Below are 16479 nucleotides of genomic sequence, written 5' to 3'. Positions count from 1 at the left end.
TAGACCGGTCTACATATTTTGGCGACACGAAAAGGAGCCGATCGGCGCAACCGTCCGGCCTCAGAGCAGGGTGCGCAGCGTGCGTTCGACGCGTTCCAGGGGTTCGCGACTGCGCTGCGCGCGCGCCAGCAGCAGCGCCCCCTCGACCATGGCGAGCACCGCGGCGGCCAGGTCGTCGGCGTCCTCGCGGCCCTCGGCCCGCAGTCGCAGCCGCAGCGCCTGTTCCCAGGCGGCGTAGGCGGCGGCGCATTCGGCTTGGACCGCGTCGTTCGCCGCCGCCACGTCCAACGCCACGGTGGCGACCGGGCAGCCTTGTTGCCAGCCGGACGCTTCCAGCCGATCACCGAACGCGCGCAGCAGGCTGCTCGCGGCCGCGGCGGCGTCACCGGGTTCGATCGTGTCGATCAGGGCTGCGATCTCTTTGCCCGCCTGGCCGATCGCCGCCGCGACCAATTCGTCCTTGCCGCCGGGGAAATGGAAGTACAGCGAACCGCGCGGCGCGCCGCTGGCCGTCAGGATCTGATTGAGCCCGGCGCCGTAGTAGCCGTGCCGCTCCATCAGCGTGCGCGTCGCGTCGACGAGTTTGCCGCGAGTTTCGGTGCCCTTGACGCCCATGCCGTAACTGTAGACCGGTCTTCATATTTTTACCAGCGCGAGACTGACGACGGCCGACTACCAGGGGGTAGCCGAGCCGGAAATCGCGCGCACTAAGCTGGTCGGCGGTAATTGCCGACCCCATCCCCAGGAGTACTCCACGTGAGCCAAGCAGGCCGTCCTGTAGTTCTGATCGCCGACAAGCTCGCCCAGTCGACCGTCGACGCGCTCGGTGACGGTGTCGAGGTCCGGTGGGTCGACGGACCCGACCGCCCTGCGCTGCTGGCCGCGGTGTCCGAGGCCGACGCGCTGCTGGTGCGGTCGGCGACCACGGTCGACGCCGAGGTCCTGGAAGCCGGGAAGAACCTGAAGATCGTCGCCCGCGCGGGTGTCGGCCTGGACAACGTCGACGTGCCCGCCGCCACCGAGCGCGGCGTCATGGTCGTGAACGCGCCCACCTCGAACATCCACACCGCCGCCGAGCACGCGGTCACCCTGCTGCTGGCCGCCGCCCGCCAGGTCCCCGCCGCGGACGCCACCCTGCGCGAGCGCACCTGGCAGCGCAGCAAGTTCAACGGCGTGGAGATCTTCGGCAAGACCGTCGGCGTCGTCGGCCTCGGCCGCATCGGCCAGCTGTTCGCCGCGCGCCTTGCCGCCTTCGAGACCAAGATCGTCGCCTACGACCCCTACGTGTCGCCCGCGCGCGCCGCGCAGCTGGGCATCGAGCTGCTGACCCTCGACGAGCTGCTCGAGCGCGCCGACCTGATCTCGATCCACCTCCCGAAGACCCCGGAGACCAAGGGTTTGATCGGCAAGGAGGCCATCGCCAAGACCAAGCCGGGCGTGATCATCGTCAACGCCGCGCGTGGTGGCCTGGTCGACGAGACCGCCCTGGCCGAGGCGATCAAGTCCGGCCACGTGCGCGCCGCCGGTCTGGACGTGTTCGAGACCGAGCCGTGCACCGACAGCCCGCTGTTCGACCTGCCGCAGGTCGTGGTGACCCCGCACCTGGGCGCCTCCACTTCCGAGGCCCAGGATCGCGCTGGCACCGATGTCGCGAAGTCGGTGCTGCTGGCCCTGGCCGGTGAGTTCGTGCCCGGCGCGGTGAACGTCACCGGTGGCACGGTCGGCGAAGAGGTCGCCCCCTGGCTGGACATCGTCCGCAAGCAGGGCGCCCTGCTCGGCGCGCTGTCCAACGAGCTGCCGGTCAGCGTCGAGGTCCAGGTGCGCGGCGAGCTGGCCGCGCAGGAGGTCGAGGTGCTGGAACTGTCCGCGCTGCGCGGCATCTTCTCCGCGCTGGTCGAGGACCAGGTCACCTTCGTCAACGCGCCCGCGCTGGCCAAGGACCGCGGCATCACCGCCGAGGTCACCACGGCGTCGGAGAGCCCCAGCCACCGCAGCGTGGTCGACCTGCGCGCCGTGTTCGGCGACGGCAGCACCCTGAACGTCGCGGGCACGCTGACCGAGCCGCAGCTGGTGGAGAAGATCGTCAACATCAACGGCCGCAACTACGATATGCGCGCCGAGGGCCTGAACCTGGCCATCCTGAACTACGAGGACCGGCCGGGCGCGCTGGGCAGGATCGGCACCAAGCTCGGCGAGGCCGAGGTCGACATTCTGGCCGCGCAGCTGACCCAGGACGTCGACAAAGAAGGCGCCACCGTCGTGCTGCGCGTGGCCCGCGAGGTGCCCGCCGACGTGCAGGACGCGATCGCCGAGTCGGTCGGCGCGGCCAAAGTCGTCCAGGTCGACCTGACCTGATCGAATCGGGGTCGCAGCGCCCCGATACAGGCGGAATCGGCGCCGCGCACGAGGACTCGTGCGCGGCGCCGGTCTCTCGGTCGGCGCGCCACCGGCGCGCGGATCGGTGCGAGTACGCGGTGCGCCGCGTCCTCGCGCCCGGTGCTCGGCGGTCCGGCCGCCGGCGAGTACCGTGACGGTGCTGCGGTCACCAGGGCCGGAACGATACGCGCACGCGACGGTCGCCTTGGGCCGCACGTTGTGGCGGCCGCGAGACCGGCAACATCGAACGGAGCATTTTCATGAAGCTTGCTGTCATCCCGGGCGACGGGATCGGGCCCGAGGTCATCGCCGAGGCGCTCAAGGTGCTCGACGTGGTCGTGCCCGGTGTCGAGAAGACCGAGTACGACCTCGGTGCGCGTCGCTACCACGCGACGGGGGAGATCCTGCCGGATTCGGTGCTACCCGAGCTGAAGCAGCACGACGCGATCCTGCTCGGCGCGATCGGCGACCCGTCGGTGCCAAGCGGCGTGCTCGAACGCGGACTGTTGCTGCGTACCAGGTTCGCGCTCGACCACCACGTGAACCTGCGGCCGTCGAAGCTGTTCCCCGGCGTGACCAGCCCGCTGGCGGGCAACCCGGAGATCGACTTCGTCGTCGTGCGCGAGGGCACCGAGGGCCCGTACACCGGCACCGGCGGCGCCATTCGCGTCGACACTCCGCATGAGGTGGCGACCGAGGTCAGCACCAACACCCGCTTCGGCATCGAGCGCGTGGTGCGCTACGCCTTCGCTAAGGCGCAGGCCCGGCGCAAGCACCTGACGCTGGTGCACAAGAACAACGTGCTCACCTTCGCGGGCTCGCTGTGGCAGCGCACCGTGGACGAGGTCGCGGCCGAATTCCCGGATGTCACAACGGCTTACCAGCACATCGATGCCGCGACCATCCACCTGGTCAACGATCCGGGCCGGTTCGACGTGATCGTCACCGACAACCTCTTCGGCGACATCATCACCGATCTCGCCGCCGCGGTGAGCGGCGGTATCGGGCTGGCCGCCAGCGGCAACATCGACGCCTCCGGGACGAACCCCAGCATGTTCGAGCCGGTGCACGGCAGCGCACCGGACATCGCGGGCCGGTCCAAGGCCGACCCCACCGCGGCGATCCTCTCGGTCTCCCTCCTGCTCAACCACCTCGGCGACACCGAGGCGGCCACGCGCATCGAGTCGGCCGTCGCGAAGGACCTCGAGTCCCGCGCGGGCGTCGCGTCGACGGTGGAGATCGGCGACCGGATCGCCGCCACTCTCTGACCGTTCCGCGGGAAGGTCTCGTTTCTCGGGGAAACGAGACCTTCCTACGATCAACCGTCGGTGCGGGCAGCGCGCATCGGCCGTCGTCCGGCATACGGCGTTGCCGGTGCTCAGCGGCGCAAATCAGGAATCTTCGACTGGAACCACGGGGGCGGCCGCCTACTACGACACTTGGGCGCGGCTCATCCTTGATCGCGGCCCGAGTCCGGGCTCGGTCCCTGGCCGGCGTCACGGGGGACGAGGGGGACTGCCGCTACGGCCGTGACGGCGGCGAGGAGAAAGGCGGCAGGAAAGCCGCTCGCGGTGATCAGCGCGCCGAATACGGGAGGGACGGCGGCCAGGGCCAGGTTCTGGCCGGTGTTCTGGATGCCGAGGCCCCGGCCGCTCCAGTAGGGACCGGCGATCTCGGCGACCGCGGTGAAGGCCAATCCGTTGTCGGACACGGTGATCACCGACGCGACGATCAGCAGCGGGATGGCGGCCCACCACCAGTGGGTCCACGCGAACAGCGCCAGCGCGGCCATCGAGAGCACGGCGGCGACGGCGACCGTCCGCAGCGGGCCCATCCGGCTGCCCACGCGATCCGACCAAGCGCCCGCGCCGATGCGGCCCAGTGCGCCGAAGATCTGGGTGACGGTCACCAGCGCGCCCGCGGCGGCCAGCGACCAGCCGATGTCGCGGTGCAGCCACAGCAGCGCGAAGGTCCACACGGTGCCCTGCGGGACCACGAGCAGCACCGAGACCAGATGGATGCGCCACAGCGTGGCGTCGTCGCGGTAAGGATTGGCGCGCGCCCGCGGATCGGCGGCGGAGCGGGCGGGACGCGGCGGGTCGACGATGCCGATCAGGCAACCCACGGTCGCCACGCCCGCCATGAGCGCGGGAACGAGAACCGCCGCGGGCACACCGTAGGCCGAGGCGACGGCCGGAATCGCCAACGCGCCGACGCCCACGCCCAGCGGTTGCGCGGTCTGCCGGATGCCCATCGCCAGCCCACGCCGGTGCGGCGGGAACCAGCCGACGATCACCCGCCCGCTGGCGCCGTTGGTGCTCGCCGCCCCGACGCCACCGAGGAACAGCAACGCGCCCAGGGCGAGATCGTCGGTGGTGGCCGCCGCGGCGCAGCCCGCCGCCAGCATCAGCAGCGGACCGCCGACCAGCACCTTGCGCTCGCCGATCCGGTCGACCAGGTAGCCCCACGCGATCAGGGTGCACACCAGGCCAACGGTGGGCATGGCGACCAGCAGACCCGCGGTGGCCAGCGGCATGCCGCGGTCGGTCAGCGCGGGCAGCAGGAACGGGACGCCGTGGATGAAGACCGCGCTGGAGGCCTGCGCGAAGACGCCGAGGCCGAGCATGGACCAGCGCCGAACGTCGTCGATCTGCGTGACGGTCGCCATCGGCTTCACCTCGGAAATCTCATTATTTGGGAACTAATTCCCACTTTATGAACTATTGCGCTCACCGTACACCCGAACGGCGCCCCGGCTCGACGGTCATGGCTGTCGGACTGCTCACAGCGCGCCCAGCCGCCGCGTCCGCGCGGATTCCGTACCAGCCGGTCGGGCGCGTTCGGGCAGGTGGCGGCGGGTCGATAGACTCCGGGAATGCGTCTAGGTCGAGTTGCCAGTCCCGATGGAGTCGCCTTCGTCAGCATCGAAGGCGACGGAAGCGACAGTGTGGCCAAGGAGATCGCGGAACACCCGTTCGGCACACCGACGTTCACCGGACGGAGCTGGCCGCTGGCCGACGTGCGGTTGCTCGCGCCGATCCTGGCCAGCAAGGTGGTCTGCGTCGGCAAGAACTACGCCGCGCATGCCGCCGAGATGGGCGGCCCCGCGCCCGAGGACCCGGTGATCTTCCTCAAGCCGAACACCGCGATCGTGGGGCCGAACGCCCCGATCATCCTGCCGCCCAGTTCGTCTCAGGTCGATTACGAAGGTGAGCTGGCCGTCGTCATCGGCCGTCCCTGCAAGGACGTGCCCGCCGCCCGCGCGCTGGACGTGGTGCTCGGCTACACCGCGGCCAACGACGTGACCGCCCGCGACCAGCAGCGCCACGACGGCCAGTGGACCAGGGGCAAGGGTTACGACACGTTCTGCCCGCTCGGTCCGTGGATCGAAACCTCGTTGGACCCATCGGATCTGGAGATCGTCACCGAACTCGACGGCGAGGTGCGCCAGCGCAGCCGCACTTCGCTTCTGCTGCACGACATTCCGAAGCTCATCGAGTGGGTCACCACCGTGATGACGCTGCTGCCCGGTGACGTCATCCTCACCGGCACCCCCGAGGGCGTCGGCCCGGTACGCGAGGGGCAGCAGGTGTCGGTGACCGTCGAGGGCATCGGAACCCTCACCAATCCCGTTGCCGCCAAACGCTGATCGAAAGAGAGCCATGACTGAAGTACGGGTCCGATTCTGCCCGTCACCGACCGGAACACCGCACGTGGGCCTGATCCGGACGGCGCTGTTCAACTGGGCCTATGCCCGCCATCACGGTGGCGCATTCGTCTTTCGTATCGAAGACACCGATGCCGCACGCGATTCCGAGGAGTCCTACCGCGCGATTATCGACGCGCTGCGCTGGCTCGGCCTCACCTGGGACGAGGGGCCGGAGGTCGGCGGGCCCTATGAGCCATATCGCCAGTCGCAGCGGAAAGATCTGCATCTGGACGTGGTTCGGCGTTTGCTGGAGGCCGGTGAGGCATATGAATCGTTCTCCACGCCGGAGGAAGTCGAGGCCCGCCATCGTGCCGCGGGACGCGATCCGAAGCTCGGTTACGACAACTATGATCGCGATCTGACGCCCGAACGGATCGAGGCATACCGGGCCGAGGGCCGTCCGGCCGTGATCCGGCTGCGGATGCCCGACGCGGACCTGTCCTGGCACGATCTGGTGCGCGGTGAGACCACTTTCAAGGCGGGCGCCGTCCCGGACTTCGCGCTCACCCGCGGCACCGGCGAGCCGCTGTATACGCTGGTCAACCCGGTCGACGACGCGCTCATGCGGATCACCCACGTGCTGCGCGGCGAGGACCTGCTCTCCTCTACACCCCGGCAGCTCGCGCTCTACGCCGCGCTGCGCCGGATCGGGGTCACCGATTTCACTCCTGAGTTCGGTCACCTGCCCTTCGTCATGGGGCAGGGCAACAAGAAGTTGTCCAAGCGTGATCCGGAGTCGAATCTGTTCGCCCATCGCGACCGCGGATTCATCCCAGAGGGTTTGCTGAATTACCTCGCGCTACTCGGCTGGGGCCTGTCCGAGGACCGCGACGTGTTCTCCATGGCGGAGATGGTCGAGGCCTTCGACATTTCGAAAGTGAATTCGAATCCGGCGCGTTTCGACCAGAAGAAGGCGGACGCCCTCAACGCCGAGCACATCCGATTGCTGGCACCGGGTGATTTCGCCCACCGGCTGCGGGAGTATCTCACCGAGCACAACCGTATCGGCGCGGAAATCGATGAGAAGGTGTTCGCCGCGGCGGCCGAACTGGTACAGACCAGGATTGTCGTGATGTCCGACGCCTGGGACCTGTTGCGTTTCTTGTTCGCGCCCGCGGACGAGTTCGCGATCGACCCCGCGGCGGGGGCCAAGAATCTCGGTCCCGGCGCGACCGAGGTATTGCAAGCCGCTATTACCGCGTTGGAGCCGCTGGCCGAGTGGACCACCGAGGCGATCGAAGCGGCGCTGAAAAAGGCGCTGATCGACGATCTCGGGCTCAAACCGCGCAAAGCCTTCTCCCCGGTGCGGGTCGCGGTCACCGGATCGCATATCAGCCCGCCGCTGTACGAATCACTGGAACTGCTCGGCCGCGGCCTCACCCTGGACCGGCTGCGCTCGGCGCTGGACTGGAAGGAACCGGGCCAGGTCCCGTCACAAGGCTGAGAACATGGCTTTGACCAGGCGATTTGTAGTTAACCCGTAGCCGTTTGGTACTCTTCTTCTCGGCCCGGAACACGGTCTCGAGTCATCCAGACTCGCAGATGAACGACCTGGTCATTGGGGTATGGTGTAATTGGCAACACAGCTGATTCTGGTTCAGCCATTCTAGGTTCGAGTCCTGGTACCCCAGCGGAGAGTGTTGAACGACTTCGGTTCGCGGCCGGAATCAATCACCACCTGGCGATTTGGTCGCCAGGCCTCGGCCGGTTAAGCTAGCCGAGCCTCCTGATCGAAAGATCAACCACGGCGCTCCTCACGTCAGTGAGAAGCAGTCCTGGCCCCGTCGTCTAGCGGCCTAGGACGCCGCCCTCTCAAGGCGGTAGCGCGGGTTCGAATCCCGTCGGGGCTACACCAGTGAAAGGCCCATGCTCATGAGCATGGGCCTTTCACGTTTTCGCAGTGTTCTCGGGAAGTGCAACCCGCACGCCCACCCGAAGGGCTTCGCCGCCGCACTCGGGTGAGGGCTTCGCCCAGCCCGGTCGTGGTGGGTCCGGTGCGGCCACGAGACTCGGTGAGCGTCCTCCGACCACGCCGGGCTACCGGAGAACTCGGTACGCGGGGACGCGACGATCAGAACGCCGTAGCTTGTCGGCCGCCGGAACGCGACCGATCGCACATCGCCCACAACGTGCTTTACCGGCCGGTGGAGCTGGATCGGACGCCTTCGACCGCGAACACGAGCCGGCGCGGTGCGGCGGGCGAAGGAGCACCGGGCGCCTGCCCGGCGCACCCAGCGGCAGCACCCTGCCAGGCCGACTCGGGTAGCGCTGGGGCCGGATTGCAGGTGCCGGGTAATGCGGCTCCTCGACTGTCGAGCTGCTCCGGCGAGATCGGGCGGCCCGGCCACACCGGCTGGCTCGAGGCAAAAGGAAAGGCCCTCCAGCGATCTTGCCGGAGGGCCTCGGCGGCTGCGCGGACTAGCCGCTCTTGCGCCGGAATTCCCGCTTGTGGCCGACCGCGGAATGCGCCGCGGACGCCTTCGACCGTCCGTCGAGGTGGTCGGCCGTGCGGGCGTTCTGCTGGTTCTTGCGCTCCAGTGCCTCCCGGAACTTGCGCTTCACCTCGTCGGCGCCGTTGGACTTACCCGAATCCGCCATCGCTGCTCCTCGTCGTCGCGGCCGCGCAGCGCGTCCTCGCGGGCGCCGGTGCCCGGCCGGTTACTGTCGAACACCCCGACGCTAGCCCCTGCGAGGTGGTTGTGTCAGTTGCATTTCGGCGCGCCGCGCGCCCGATCGCGCCGGAATCAGTCCAGCGGCTGCGCGGTGCTGCCCGCCAGCGGCATGGCGGGCAGGCCGAGTTTGCGGTGATCCCAGCTGCGCAGGCGCTCGGGTACGACACGGACGGCGACCCGCTTGTGCAGCATGGCCTCCACCATCGGCCGCACCTGCTCGCTGTAGGGGCCGTTGTAGCGCTCCCAGACGCTCACGCCGACGGCGAAGAGTTTCTCGGCGTCCTCGATGATCTCGGCGCGGCCCTCGATCGATACGCCCCGCAGCTGGTCATAGGTTTGGCCGGCCTCGACCATGCAGGTGACCCGGGGATCGCGGCGCAGATTCACCGCCTTCTGCGATTTGGCCTTGGTCTCGAACCAGATCTCGCCGTCGATGAGCGCGTACCACATCGCGGTCAGGTGCGGCGTGCCGTTCGGGCCGATCGTTGCCAGCGTCGCGATCCGGCTGCGCTGCAGGAACTCGATGATCTCGGTGTCGGACATCACGATCTGTGCCCGTTGATTGACTCCCATGGGCCAACTCTAGAGAGTCCGAACTGTAACGCGTTACAGGCGCTTGTGCAGGGCCTCGGCCGCCGCGACCAGATCCGCCGCCCAGCGGGCGCCCGGCCTGCGGCCCATCCGATCGATCGGCCCGGACACCGACACGGCCGCGACCACGGCGCCCCCGGCGTCGCGCACCGGCGCCGAAACGCTGGCCACGCCGGCCGCGCGCTCGGCGGCGCTCTGCGCCCACCCGCGCTTGCGCACCTCGGCCAGCGCGCGCTCGCCGAACACCGCGTCGGCCAGAATGGTGCGCTGCAGTTCCGGGTCGGCCCACGCCAGCAGCACTTTGGCCGCCGAGCCCGCGGTGAGCGGCAGCCGCGCCCCGATCGGCACCGTGTCGCGCAGTCCGACGGGGGGTTCGAGCGCCGCGACGCAGACCCGGGCGTTGCCGTCGCGGCAGTAGAGCTGGACGCTCTCGCCGGTGATCTCGCGCAACCGCGGAAGGATGGCCGAGGCCGCCTCGAGTAGCGGGTCATCGGCGCTGGTCGCGAGTTCGGCGAGGGCCGGGCCGGGCCGCCAGGTGCCGTTGCTGTCGCGAGCGAGCAGTCGATGCACTTCCAAGCCGACGGCGAGGCGGTGTGCGGTGGCGCGGGGCAGGCCGGTGCGCGCGCACAGCTCGTTGAGACCCGAGGGATGCTCGGCTACGGCGTACAGGACCGCCACTGCTTTGTCGAGAACGCCGATGCCGCTATGCTGTCTCATAGAACGATACTAGCGTCTCGGATGTTGAGAATTCCACCGTAGCGGATCACCCGCTTCAGCGTTCCGACCAGGCGCAGCTATTACAACCTGTGCAACCGTCGCCGCATCGGAGTCCAGATCGCGGAACGGCTGCTTCGTCCGAAAGGTGATCGACTATGGCCGAACCGCGCACGCTGGCCGAGAAGGTGTGGGACCAGCATGTCGTCGCTCGCGGGGAGGGCGAGGGTGCCTCGCGCGAACCGGACCTCATCTATATCGACCTGCATCTGGTCCACGAGGTGACCAGTCCGCAGGCCTTCGACGGGCTGCGCGCCGCGGGCAGGCCGGTGCGCAGGCCGGATCTCACGATCGCGACCGAGGACCACAACGTGCCGACGATCGATATCGACAAGCCGATCGCCGACCCGGTTTCGCGCACCCAGGTGGAGACGCTGCGGCGCAACTGCGCGGAATTCGGTGTGCGGCTGCACCCGATGGGCGACCTGGATCAGGGCATCGTGCACGTGGTCGGGCCGCAGCTGGGCCTGACCCAGCCCGGGATGACCGTGGTGTGCGGCGACAGCCACACCTCGACGCACGGCGCGTTCGGCGCCCTGGCGATGGGCATCGGCACCTCCGAGGTCGAGCATGTGCTTGCCACCCAGACGCTCTCGCTGCGCCCCTTCAAGACGATGGCGATCACCGTGGACGGCGTCCTGCCCGCGGGGGTGACGAGCAAGGATCTGATCCTGGCGGTCATCGCGAAGATCGGCACCGGCGGCGGCCAGGGCTATGTCCTGGAGTACCGCGGCGAGGCCATCCGGGCCATGTCGATGGAGGCCCGAATGACGATCTGCAACATGTCCATCGAAGCGGGCGCGCGGGCCGGCATGATCGCGCCGGACGAGACGACCTACGAATTCCTCAAAGGACGGCCGCACGCCCCGCAGGGAGCCGACTGGGACGCCGCGGTGGCCGCCTGGGAGGCGCTGAAGACCGACGAGGGCGCCGTTTTCGACGCCGAGGTGCACATCGACGCCGCCGCGCTGACCCCGTTCGTCACCTGGGGCACCAACCCGGGCCAGGGCGCCCCGCTGGGGGACGCGGTGCCCGACCCGGCCGCCATCGCCGACGAGGTGGCCCGCGAGTCCGCGGAGAAAGCTCTGCGTTACATGGACTTGGAGCCGGGTACTCCGCTTCGGGAAGTACCGATCGACACCGTATTCGTCGGTTCGTGCACCAACGGACGCATTGAGGATTTGCGTGCGGTGGCCGGGATTTTGAAGGGACGTCATGTCGCCGACGGCGTGCGAATGTTGGTTGTACCGGGGTCGATGCGGGTTCGCGCACAGGCGGAAAAAGAAGGATTGGGCGAGATTTTCACCGCGGCGGGCGCCGAATGGCGGCAGGCGGGCTGCTCAATGTGCCTGGGAATGAATCCGGACCAGCTCGAGCCGGGCCAGCGTTGCGCGTCCACCTCGAACCGCAACTTCGAGGGCAGGCAGGGCAAAGGCGGCCGTACGCACCTGGTTTCTCCCCTTGTAGCGGCCGCGACGGCGGTCCGCGGAACACTGTCCTCGCCTGCGGATCTGGCCTGACGGCCCCCGATTCCCGCAATCCAACCCAGGAGATTCGTAATGGAAGCCTTCACTGTGCACAAGGGCATCGGGGTGCCGCTGCGCCGCTCCAATGTCGACACCGATCAGATCATCCCGGCGGTCTACCTCAAGCGGGTGACCCGGACCGGATTCGAGGACGGGTTGTTCGCCGCATGGCGGGCGGATCCCGACTTCATTCTCAACGTGGCGCCTTACAACAGCGGTAGTGTGCTGGTGGCGGGCCCGGATTTCGGTACCGGATCCTCCCGTGAGCACGCTGTTTGGGCGCTGTCGGACTACGGCTTTCGGGTGGTCATCTCATCCCGCTTCGCCGACATCTTCCGCGGCAATGCGGGCAAGGGCGGTCTGGTGGCCGCTCAGATGTCACAGAACGATGTCGAAATGCTCTGGAAGTTGCTCGAGGAACAGCCCGGCTTGGAATTGGTTGTGGATCTCGAGGCGCGCACAGTGACGGCCGGAACCGTCGTGTTGCCGTTCGATATTGATGACTACACCAGGTGGCGTCTGCTGGAAGGATTGGATGACATCGGGCTGACCCTCCGGCGGGAGGACGCGATCTCCCGGTTCGAAAAGGCAAGGCCAGCATGGAAACCCACCACCCTCCCGGCACATATTTCGCAGACGTAATCACCCTTGGCGGTTAGCTGGGCTACTGTAGTGGCGGTAGCTGGACGTGTGCTAAACCACATGAATTTTGGCGTGGCACATAGACTCTTGCCCAAAGTGGGTTTACCGTGGTACCTAGTCGGTCCGACGACGGGCCATTAGTCTGCGGAGGATTCAATGAACAAGGCGGAACTGATCGACGTTCTGACCGAAAAGTTGGGTACGGACAGGCGCACGGCCACCGCGGCAGTCGAGCATGTGGTCGACACCATCGTGCGCGCGGTGCACAAGGGTCAGAGCGTCACAATCACCGGATTCGGTGTGTTCGAACAGCGTAAGAGGGCGGCTCGCGTCGCACGGAACCCGCGTACCGGCGAAACCGTGAAGGTCAAGCCCACTTCGGTGCCCGCGTTCCGCCCCGGCGCTCAGTTCAAGGCGGTGATCGCGGGCAAGCAGAAACTGGCCGCGACCGGGCCCGCCGTCAAGCGTGGGGTGAATGCGCCGGTGGCCGCGAAGAAGGCGGCGGCCAAGAAGACGGCGGCCAAGAAGACCGCCGCCAAGAAGTCGACGCCCACCAAGGCGCCCGCCAAGAGCACGGCCCGCAAGGCCGCCGCCAAGGCACCGGCGAAGACCACAGCGCGCAAGACGACCGCCACCAAGACCGCTGCGAAGAAGGCGCCCGCGAAGAAGGCCGCGGCCGCGAAGAAGGCTCCGGCCAAGAAGACGGCCACCAAGGCCACGGCGGCCAAGTCCACCGCCGCCAAGAAGACCGCCGCCAAGAAGGCACCTGCGAAGAAGACCGCGGCCAAGAAGGCCCCGGCTCGCCGAGCCCGCTGATCTAGAGCCACCGCCGGATCGGCGCCGAATGCGCGGCCCCACGACTGGGCCCATTCGCCTCAACGTCGAGACGGCCCCGGGAGACACCCGGGGCCGTTTTCGCCTGCCCGCCTGTCGTGACCGCACGGCCACGGCAGATCGGCGTGCGGCCGCCCGCCGACGCGCGGGTGACGGCCCGGCTGTCCGCGGATCAGGACGGCGCGACGTAGGCTGACAGCGATTTATCCAGATGGTCGGCGGCCACCAAGCGCTGGCCGGCGAACGACAGCACCCACACACTGCCCTTGCGATTGCGCGCCGACGGCAGGGCGAGGCCGTCGCGTTCGGCCAGCCTCTTCAGCAGATCCGGGATCACCTTGCCCTGACTGCAAATGACGCGAATCGCGCTGTCGGACACCAGGGCTCGAAGACGTTCCCCGGCCTCGTCGGGCTTTTCGGCGTACCCGGACTCGGAAAACAAAGGCTCCGTGCCGATTTCGACGCCGAGTTTCTCCGCCAGCGGCGCCACGGTCTGCACGCAGCGCAGCGGATCCGCCGAGTAGACCTCGGATGCGCCGAACGCCAAGAGATTCGACACCAGCGCCCGCGCCTGCACCTCGCCGTCGCGGTCGAGCGGACGCTGGTCGTCGGGACCGTTGTAGCGGTCCTTGCGGCCGGCTTTGGCATGCCGCACCAGCAGCAGCGTGTCGGTGCGCGCGGGCAGCCGGGTGAAAGCGCGCACCACCTGACGATCCATCGGATACGACAGCTGGTCCATCACCCGGTCCAGGGCGTGCCAGGTGAGTACGTCGACCTCGGAGTTGGCGGTGAACTCCCCGCCGACCACCTCGGCGGCCCAGTAGTCGACCCGCTTCAGCTTGCGGTGGCCCGGAATGGGGTAGGTCACGTGACCGAGGTAGCGGCCCAGCCGGGACTCCAGCCCGGTCTCCTCGCGGACTTCGCGGACCGCGGTCAGTATCGGCGTCTCACCCGGGTCGAGTTTGCCCTTCGGCAGTGACCAATCCTCGTACTTGGGCCGGTGGACGAGCGCGATCTCGATCGCGCCCCCCGCCGACGCACGCCACAGCACCGCGCCCGCGGCGTGGATGTTGGCGGTGACGCGGGGATCCCAGAACGGGCCCCCCTCCTGTTCGAACCCTGTCTTGGCGTTCACGGCTGCTCGGGCCTCCGCAGCCGCATCAAATGCTCCTGGTGGTCTCTGATCTTGTCCCCGTCCCCGGACGGACCCGGCGCCGCCTGCCAGGTGCCGTCGGGTTGCAGCACCCAGCAGCGCGTGGTGGGCGACAACGCCGAGTCGAACACCCCGCCGAGCCGCTCGGTCAACCGCGGATCCTTCACTTGCGCCATCACCTCGACCCGGCGATCCAGGTTGCGGTGCATCATGTCGGCGCTGCCGATCCAGTACTCGTCCTGCGCCTGGAAGTGCAGGACGCGGGAGTGCTCCAGGAACCGGCCGAGGATGGAGCGGACCTCGATGTTCTCGCTCATGCCCGACACGCCGGGGCGCAGGCCGCAGATGCCGCGCACCACGATCTGCACCGGCACGCCCGCCTGCGAGGCCCGGTACAGCGCGTCGATGATCTCCTCGTCGACGATCGCGTTGGCCTTGAGCCGGATTCGGGCGTCCTGCCCCTCGGCCGCCAGCTCGGTCTCGCGCTGGATGCGTTCGATGATGCCGGAGCGCACGCCGTGCGGGGCGACGAGCAGATTCCGGTAATTCTCTTTCCGCGAGTAACCGGTGAGCGAATTGAACAGGTCGGTCAGGTCGGCGCCGATTTCCGGTGCCGCGGTGAGCAATCCGACGTCCTCGTAGAGGCGTGCGGTCTTGGGGTTGTAGTTGCCGGTCCCGATGTGGCAGTAACGGCGGATGGTCGCGCCCTCGCGGCGCACCACCAGGCAGGTCTTGCAGTGGGTCTTCAGGCCGATGAGGCCGTAAACCACGTGCACCCCGGCCTGCTCCAGCGCGCGGGCCCACTTGATGTTGGCCTGCTCGTCGAAGCGCGCCTTGATCTCGACCAGGGCGACCACCTGCTTGCCCGCCTCGGCCGCGTCGATGAGCGCGTTGACGATCGGGGAGTCGCCGGAGGTGCGGTAGAGCGTCTGCTTGATGGCGAGCACCTGCGGGTCGGCGGCGGCCTGTTCGATGAACCGCTGCACGCTGGTGGAGAACGAGTCGTAGGGGTGGTGCACCAGTACGTCGCCCTCGCGCAGCGCGGCGAAGACGTTGCGCGGCGTCTCCCGCTCGCCGAAGGCGGGCGGAGTCGCGGGAACGTACGGGGTGTCCTTCAGATTCGGCCGGTCCACGCCGTACACCTGCCACAGGCAGGACAGGTCGAGCAGGCCGGGCACCTGGATCACGTCGCCGGGGTCGACGTCCAGCTCCCGCAGGAGCAGATCGAGCATGTGCTCGGTCATGTCGTCGGACACCTCTAGTCGCACCGGTGAGCCGAAACGGCGCCGGGCCAGCTCGCGTTCCAGCGCCTGCAACAGGTCCTCGTCGCGATCCTCATCGACCTCGAAGTCCGCGTTGCGGGTGATCCGGAACGAGTGGTGCTCCACCACCTCCATACCGGGGAACAGCAGATCGAGATGGGCGGCGATGAGCGCTTCCATCGGCAGGAAGGCGGCGATCGGAGAGCCGGAATCGGTGCGGCGCACGCGGACGAACCGGTCGACGTTGTCGGGCACCTTGACGCGGGCGAAGTGCTCGCCGCCGGTGGCGGAGTCCTTCACCGTCACCGCGAGGTTGAGACTCAGCCCGCTGATGTAGGGGAAGGGGTGCGCCGGGTCCACCGCGAGCGGGGTGAGCACGGGGAACACCTGATCCTGGAAGTAGGCGGACAGACGGCGGCGTTCGTCCTCGTCGAGGTCGCTCCAGTCGATGATCGCGACGCCCTCGGCGGTCAGCGCGGGCAGCACGCTGTCGAGGAAGACGCGGGCGTGCCGCACCGCGATCTCCTGCGTGCGCACGGCGATCAGTTCCAGCTGCTCGCCGGGCGAGCGGCCGTCGGCCGAACGCACCAGCAAACCGGTCTCGGCGCGGCGCTTCAGTCCCGCCACCCGCACCATGTAGAACTCGTCGAGATTCGACGCGAAGATCGCCAGGAACTTCGCCCGCTCCAGCAGGGGGAGCGAGGCGTCCTCGGCGAGGGCGAGCACACGGGCGTTGAAGTCGAGCCAGCTCAATTCCCGATTGAGGTAGCGATCGCGTGGCAACCGTGGCGCCGACGAGTCGGCGGACAGGCGTGTCGCCGCCGGGGGTGGCGTGGGAAGCAACGGCTGCTGCTTGACGATTTCCGTATCGCTCACGTCACCGATCATCCCTTACCGGACACCCGGTGTGCATCCTGCGATCCGGATTGATGTGTGTCTC

14 protein-coding genes and 2 tRNA genes are annotated in these 16479 nt (G+C 68.3%); 9 read left to right on the top strand and 7 right to left on the bottom strand.

The genetic code is table 11. The features are described 5' to 3' along the window. Positions 1-60: 60 nt before the first annotated feature. Positions 61-615: a TetR/AcrR family transcriptional regulator gene (locus HOV91_RS03555; RefSeq protein WP_174183967.1), complete on the bottom strand. Its 555-nt coding sequence runs from the start codon at positions 613-615 to the stop codon at positions 61-63. Between the two features lie 141 nt (positions 616-756). Here HOV91_RS03555 and serA point away from each other — a divergent pair, with 141 nt between their 5' ends. Together serA and HOV91_RS03545 are read left to right on the top strand one after the other, a co-directional pair. Beyond that, positions 757-2355, top strand: a complete 1599-nt coding sequence (serA, locus tag HOV91_RS03550) for a phosphoglycerate dehydrogenase (protein WP_174183966.1) — start codon at positions 757-759, stop codon at positions 2353-2355. A 281-nt stretch (positions 2356-2636) separates the two neighbouring features. Further along, the gene (locus HOV91_RS03545; RefSeq protein ID WP_174183965.1) at positions 2637-3644 is read left to right on the top strand and encodes a 3-isopropylmalate dehydrogenase; all 1008 of its coding nucleotides are present in this window, start codon (positions 2637-2639) and stop codon (positions 3642-3644) included. Positions 3645-3826: 182 nt separating this feature from the next. On the opposite strand, the gene HOV91_RS03540 is transcribed toward HOV91_RS03545, so the two are convergent. Then, positions 3827-5044, bottom strand: a complete 1218-nt coding sequence (locus HOV91_RS03540) for an MFS transporter (protein WP_174183964.1) — start codon at positions 5042-5044, stop codon at positions 3827-3829. Between the two features lie 207 nt (positions 5045-5251). On the opposite strand from HOV91_RS03540, the gene HOV91_RS03535 reads away from it, so the two are divergent. The 4 genes from HOV91_RS03535 (at position 5252) to HOV91_RS03520 (ending at position 7935) form a co-directional block, all read left to right on the top strand. After that, positions 5252-6025 carry a fumarylacetoacetate hydrolase family protein gene (locus HOV91_RS03535; protein ID WP_174183963.1) on the top strand — a complete coding sequence of 258 codons (774 nt, stop codon included), beginning with the start codon at positions 5252-5254 and terminating at the stop codon, positions 6023-6025. Between the two features lie 13 nt (positions 6026-6038). Continuing rightward, positions 6039-7529 carry a glutamate--tRNA ligase gene (gene gltX, locus HOV91_RS03530; protein ID WP_174183962.1) on the top strand — a complete coding sequence of 497 codons (1491 nt, stop codon included), beginning with the start codon at positions 6039-6041 and terminating at the stop codon, positions 7527-7529. Between the two features lie 115 nt (positions 7530-7644). Then, positions 7645-7716 (top strand) — tRNA-Gln (locus HOV91_RS03525). 146 nt (positions 7717-7862) lie between these two features. After that, positions 7863-7935, top strand: a tRNA-Glu gene (locus HOV91_RS03520). A gap of 568 nt (positions 7936-8503) precedes the next feature. On the opposite strand, the gene HOV91_RS03515 is transcribed toward HOV91_RS03520, so the two are convergent. The 3 genes from HOV91_RS03515 to HOV91_RS03505 form a co-directional block, all read right to left on the bottom strand. Continuing rightward, positions 8504-8683 carry a DUF5302 domain-containing protein gene (locus HOV91_RS03515; RefSeq protein WP_174183961.1) on the bottom strand — a complete coding sequence of 60 codons (180 nt, stop codon included), beginning with the start codon at positions 8681-8683 and terminating at the stop codon, positions 8504-8506. 146 nt (positions 8684-8829) lie between these two features. Then, positions 8830-9330, bottom strand: a complete 501-nt coding sequence (locus HOV91_RS03510) for a pyridoxamine 5'-phosphate oxidase family protein (protein WP_174183960.1) — start codon at positions 9328-9330, stop codon at positions 8830-8832. 33 nt (positions 9331-9363) lie between these two features. Continuing rightward, positions 9364-10065 carry an IclR family transcriptional regulator gene (locus HOV91_RS03505; RefSeq protein ID WP_174183959.1) on the bottom strand — a complete coding sequence of 234 codons (702 nt, stop codon included), beginning with the start codon at positions 10063-10065 and terminating at the stop codon, positions 9364-9366. A 155-nt stretch (positions 10066-10220) separates the two neighbouring features. On the opposite strand from HOV91_RS03505, the gene leuC reads away from it, so the two are divergent. From leuC to HOV91_RS03490, 3 genes are all read left to right on the top strand, one after another. Further along, complete coding sequence (gene leuC / locus HOV91_RS03500) at positions 10221-11642, top strand: 3-isopropylmalate dehydratase large subunit (protein ID WP_174183958.1); 1422 nt, start codon at positions 10221-10223, stop codon at positions 11640-11642. A 39-nt stretch (positions 11643-11681) separates the two neighbouring features. Continuing rightward, positions 11682-12290 (top strand): 3-isopropylmalate dehydratase small subunit, encoded by a 609-nt coding sequence (gene leuD / locus HOV91_RS03495; RefSeq protein ID WP_174183957.1) that lies wholly within the window; start codon positions 11682-11684, stop codon positions 12288-12290. A 156-nt stretch (positions 12291-12446) separates the two neighbouring features. Beyond that, positions 12447-13106, top strand: a complete 660-nt coding sequence (locus tag HOV91_RS03490; RefSeq protein WP_174183956.1) for an HU family DNA-binding protein — start codon at positions 12447-12449, stop codon at positions 13104-13106. Between the two features lie 190 nt (positions 13107-13296). On the opposite strand, the gene HOV91_RS03485 is transcribed toward HOV91_RS03490, so the two are convergent. After that, positions 13297-14259, bottom strand: a complete 963-nt coding sequence (locus HOV91_RS03485) for an NUDIX hydrolase (RefSeq protein WP_174183955.1) — start codon at positions 14257-14259, stop codon at positions 13297-13299. Continuing rightward, the gene (locus HOV91_RS03480) at positions 14256-16427 is read right to left on the bottom strand and encodes an RNA degradosome polyphosphate kinase (RefSeq protein WP_174183954.1); all 2172 of its coding nucleotides are present in this window, start codon (positions 16425-16427) and stop codon (positions 14256-14258) included. Before HOV91_RS03480 ends, HOV91_RS03485 begins: the two co-directional genes overlap by 4 nt. Positions 16428-16479 lie beyond the last annotated feature (52 nt).

It is taken from the genome of Nocardia barduliensis (assembly GCF_013315795.1).
GTDB lineage: Bacteria > Actinomycetota > Actinomycetes > Mycobacteriales > Mycobacteriaceae > Nocardia > Nocardia barduliensis.
Note: the sequence above shows the minus strand (reverse complement) of the source record. Positions and strands in the feature narration are given on the sequence as shown.

What these genes read in the sequence shown, in the direction of transcription:
- leuD (WP_174183957.1), top strand. Translation starts at nt 11,682, where the DNA reads ATGGAAGCCTTCACTGTGCACAAGGGCATCGGGGTGCCGCTGCGCCGC.
- HOV91_RS03505 (WP_174183959.1), bottom strand. Translation starts at nt 10,065, where the DNA reads ATGAGACAGCATAGCGGCATCGGCGTTCTCGACAAAGCAGTGGCGGTC.
- HOV91_RS03480 (WP_174183954.1), bottom strand. Translation starts at nt 16,427, where the DNA reads ATGATCGGTGACGTGAGCGATACGGAAATCGTCAAGCAGCAGCCGTTG.
- HOV91_RS03535 (WP_174183963.1), top strand. Translation starts at nt 5,252, where the DNA reads ATGCGTCTAGGTCGAGTTGCCAGTCCCGATGGAGTCGCCTTCGTCAGC.
- HOV91_RS03490 (WP_174183956.1), top strand. Translation starts at nt 12,447, where the DNA reads ATGAACAAGGCGGAACTGATCGACGTTCTGACCGAAAAGTTGGGTACG.
- HOV91_RS03515 (WP_174183961.1), bottom strand. Translation starts at nt 8,683, where the DNA reads ATGGCGGATTCGGGTAAGTCCAACGGCGCCGACGAGGTGAAGCGCAAG.
- HOV91_RS03540 (WP_174183964.1), bottom strand. Translation starts at nt 5,044, where the DNA reads ATGGCGACCGTCACGCAGATCGACGACGTTCGGCGCTGGTCCATGCTC.
- gltX (WP_174183962.1), top strand. Translation starts at nt 6,039, where the DNA reads ATGACTGAAGTACGGGTCCGATTCTGCCCGTCACCGACCGGAACACCG.
- HOV91_RS03510 (WP_174183960.1), bottom strand. Translation starts at nt 9,330, where the DNA reads ATGGGAGTCAATCAACGGGCACAGATCGTGATGTCCGACACCGAGATC.
- HOV91_RS03545 (WP_174183965.1), top strand. Translation starts at nt 2,637, where the DNA reads ATGAAGCTTGCTGTCATCCCGGGCGACGGGATCGGGCCCGAGGTCATC.
- leuC (WP_174183958.1), top strand. Translation starts at nt 10,221, where the DNA reads ATGGCCGAACCGCGCACGCTGGCCGAGAAGGTGTGGGACCAGCATGTC.
- HOV91_RS03555 (WP_174183967.1), bottom strand. Translation starts at nt 615, where the DNA reads ATGGGCGTCAAGGGCACCGAAACTCGCGGCAAACTCGTCGACGCGACG.